Source organism: Christiangramia aquimixticola, assembly GCF_048285835.1.
Classification (GTDB): Bacteria; Bacteroidota; Bacteroidia; order Flavobacteriales; family Flavobacteriaceae; genus Christiangramia; species Christiangramia aquimixticola.
This window is the reverse complement of the sequence record NZ_JBLVTL010000012.1, coordinates 1-4,513: the sequence shown is the minus strand read 5'-3', so window position 1 is coordinate 4,513 and position 4,513 is coordinate 1. Positions and strand designations below refer to the sequence as shown.

General features: G+C 42.5%; 1 protein-coding gene. It reads right to left on the bottom strand.

The features are described from left to right. On the bottom strand, positions 1-4,513 hold a 4,513-nt coding region (locus ACNKXV_RS13255), incomplete at both ends, for an Ig-like domain-containing protein (protein WP_417908221.1).

Sequence of the window (4,513 nt, the reverse complement as noted above, 5' to 3'; positions counted from 1 at the left end):
CCCGAATCTGAAGCATCTCCAAATCCATCTTTATCGGCATCGATATAATAATTAGTAAAGGTCAGATCTTCATCGATAGTTCCATCACAGTCATTGTCCTTCCCATCACATAGTTCAGGAGCATTCGGATAAACTGTATTGTCATTATCATTACAATCAGGTGTTGCCGGGGCAGTGGTTGAATAACCAGCACCAGGAGAGGTACACTGTGTTACTGAAATTGTGCTTCCAAAGAAAGTATCACCATCATTATCCACACCCACATACCAAACCGTATCCGGATTGATAGAAGCATCGGTATCATCACAATCGGTGTTATTGGATACAAAATTAGCGGGTTGGGTATTTGATACCTGGCTTACATTAGGATCTCCATATTTATCACCGTCTGTATCTGCATACCAAATTGTGCCATCAACTCCATCACAATTTTCATCTATACCATTCCCAGGTATTTCTGTAGCTCCCGGATTGATCGAAGCATCACCATCATTACAATCTCCGGATGTACTTGTTAGTTCAGTAGCTGTAAAATGGTTTGCAGGTCTTGCACAAGCTACTTGCGAGGTGCCATCACTATACTTATCACCATCACCATCCAGATACCAGGTCTGTCCAGGGAATTCTGCGGCATCGGTATCATTACAATCAGGTGTTGCCGGGGCAGTGGTTGAATAACCAGTACCAGGAGAGGTACACTGTGTTACTGAATTTGTGCTTCCAAAGAAACCATCACCATCATTATCCACACCCACATACCAAACTGTATCCGGATTGATAGTATCATCGGTATCATCACAATCTGAATTATTGGTTACTCTTCCATCAGCAGGATCAGCACATAAGCTAATTCCCGAATCTGAAGCATCTCCAAATCCATCTTTATCGGCATCGATATAATAATTAGTAAAGGTCAGATCTTCATCGATAGTTCCATCACAGTCATTGTCCTTCCCATCACATAGTTCAGGAGCATTCGGATAAACTGTCTTATCGGTATCATTACAATCAGGAGTTGCCGGGGCAGTGGTTGAATAACCAGCACCAGGAGAGGTACATTGTGTTACTGAATTTGTGCTTCCAAAGGAACCATCAGCATCAGCATCCACACCCACATACCAAACTGTATCCGGATTGATAGTATCATCGGTATCATCACAATCTGAATTATTGGTTACTCTTCCATCAGCAGGATCAGCACATAAGCTGGTTCCCGAATCAGAAGCATCCCCATAACCATCTCCATCAGCATCGATATAATAAGTAGTAAAGGTCAGATCTTCATCGATAGTTCCATCACAGTCATTGTCCTTTCCATCACATAGTTCAGGAGCATTCGGATAAACTGTCTTATCGGTATCATTACAATCAGGAGTTGCTGGGGCAGTGGTTGAATAACCAGTACCAGGAGAGGTACACTGTGTTACTGAATTTGTGCTTCCAAAGAAAGTATCAGCATCAGCATCCACACCCACATACCAAACCGTATTAGGGTTGATGTCCTTATCGTTGTCATTACAATCTGAATTATTGGTTACTCTACCATCAGCAGGATCAGTACATAAGCTAGTTCCCGAATCTGAAGCATCTCCAAATCCATCTTTATCGGCATCGATATAATAAGTAGTAAAGGTCAGATCTTCATCGATAGTTCCATCACAGTCATTGTCCTTCCCATCACATAGTTCAGGAGCATTCGGATAAACTGTATTGTCATTATCATTACAATCAGGTGTTGCCGGTTCAGTGGTTGAATAACCAGTACCAGGAGAGGTACACTGTGTTACTGAATTTGTGCTTCCAAAGAAACCATCAGCATCAGCATCCACACCCACATACCAAACTGTATTAGGGTTGATGTCCTTATCGTTGTCATTACAATCAGAATTATTGGTTACTCTACCATCAGCAGGATCAGTACATAAGCTAGTTCCCGTATCAGAAGCATCCCCATAACCGTCTCCATCAGCATCGGTATAATAAGTAGTAAAGGTCAGATCTTCATCGATAGTTCCATCACAGTCATTGTCCTTCCCATCACATAGTTCAGGAGCTTTCGGATAAACGGTATTATCATTATCATTACAATCAGGTGTTGCCGGGGCAGTGGTTGAATAACCAGCACCAGGAGAGGTACACTGTGTTACTGAATTTGTGCTTCCAAAGAAACCATCAGCATCATTATCCACACCCACATACCAAATCGTATTAGGGTTGATGTCCTTATCGTTGTCATTACAATCTGAATTATTGGTTACTCTACCATCAGCAGGATCAGTACATAAGCTAGTTCCCGAATCTGAAGCATCCCCATAACCGTCTCCATCAGCATCGGCATAATAGTTAGTAAAGGTCAGATCTTCATCGATAGTTCCATCACAGTCATTGTCCTTTCCATCACATAGTTCAGGAGCATCTGGATAAACATTGTTATCGGTATCATTACAATCAGGGGTCGCAGGCGCGGTGGTTGAGTAACCAGAACCAGGAGAGGTACACTGTGTTACTGAATTTGTGCTTCCAAAGAAACCATCAGTATCATTATCCACACCCACATACCAAACCGTATTAGGGTTGATGTCCTTATCGTTGTCATTACAATCGGTGTTATTGGATACATAATTAGCGGGTTGGGTATTTGATACCTGGCTTACATTAGGATCTCCATATTTATCACCGTCTGTATCTGCATACCAAATTGTGCCATCAACTCCATCACAATTTTCATCTATACCATTCCCAGGTATTTCTGAAGCTCCCGGATTGATCGAAGCATCTGTATCATCGCAGTCGGTAGTTGAATTATATCCATCACCATCTCCGTCATAGGTAGTGACCACTTGGGTCGCAGCTGTATTAGTGTTTCCCGATGTATCCTGAGCCACTCCGGCAGTCACATCGATTGAAATATCACCATTGCCGTTAGGGGTGATCTCTGCCTTATAAGTCTGTGCATTGATTATTTGGAAATTACCTGCAGAACCATTTCCCACAATGATGTCGTCAATGTCAAAACCAGTTACATCCTCCGTGAATTCAAAGGATACAGTATAAGGATCTAGGCTGTTTACCGTTCCAGGAGCACCTTGAATAGTTAACGAAGGCGTAATCGTATCACTGGTTAGCGTTAAGCTATCTCCTTTTCCGGTATTGCCATCACTATCGGTATAAGTATCATCGGCTACGGAGATGGTAATATTACCATCATAATTGGAAGTTGGTGTTAAGGTTGCCGTGTAGACAATATTATCTGTAGTAGACAAAGTACCTAAACTTCCCCCGGTGGTGATAATGTCTGCTTCTACAAAATCTGTAGTAGCCTCACTGAAGGTGAAGCTAATAGTGGCAGTCTCTTCAGCTTTTAAACCAGTCTTATCAGAGGTGATCGTCAGGGTTGGTGATACGGTAGCACTGGTTAGCGTTAAGCTATCTCCTTTTCCGTTATTGCCATCACTATCGGTATAAGTATCATCGGCTACGGAGATGGTAATATTACCATCATAATTGGAAGTTGGTGTTAAGGTTGCCGTGTAGACAATATTATCTGTAGTAGACAAAGTACCTAAACTTCCCCCGGTGGTGATAATGTCTGCTGCTACAAAATCTGTAGTAGCCTCACTAAAGGTGAAGCTAATAGTGGCAGTCTCTTCAGCTTTTAAACCAGTCTTATCAGAGGTGATCGTCAGGGTTGGTGATACGGTAGCACTGGTTAGCGTTAAGCTATCTCCTTTTCCGGTATTGCCATCACTATCGGTATAAGTATCATCGGCTACGGAGATGGTAATATTACCATCATAATCGGAAGTTGGTGTTAAGGTTGCCGTGTAGACAATATTATCTGTGGTAGACAAAGTACCTAAACTACCCCCGGTGGTGGTAATATCTGCTGCTACAAAATCTGTAGTAGCCTCACTGAAGGTGAAGGTAATAGTGGCAGTCTCCCCAGCTTTTAAATCACTCTTGTCTGAGGTGATCGCCAGGGTTGGTGAAACGGTAGTACTGGTTAGCGTTAAGCTATCTCCAGTTCCGTTATTGCCATCACTATCGGTATAAGTATCATCGGCTACGGAGATGGTAATATCACCATCATAATCGGAAGTTGGTGTTAAGGTTGCCGTATAGACAATATTATCTGTGGTAGATAAAGTACCTAAACTACCCCCGGTGGTGGTAATATCTGCTGCTACAAAATCTGTAGTAGCCTCACTGAAGGTGAAGCTAATAGTGGCAGTCTCCCCAGCTTTTAAACCAGTCTTATCTGAGGTGATCGCCAGGGTTGGTGAAACGGTAGCACTGGTTAGCGTTAAGCTATCTCCTTTTCCGGTATTGCCATCACTATCGGTATAAGTATCATCGGCTACGGAGATGGTAATATTACCATCATAATTGGAAGTTGGTGTTAAGGTTGCCGTGTAGACAATATTATCTGTAGTAGACAAAGTACCTAAACTTCCCCCGGTGGTGATAATGTCTGCTGCTACAAAATCTGTAGTAGCCTCACTGAAGGTGAAGC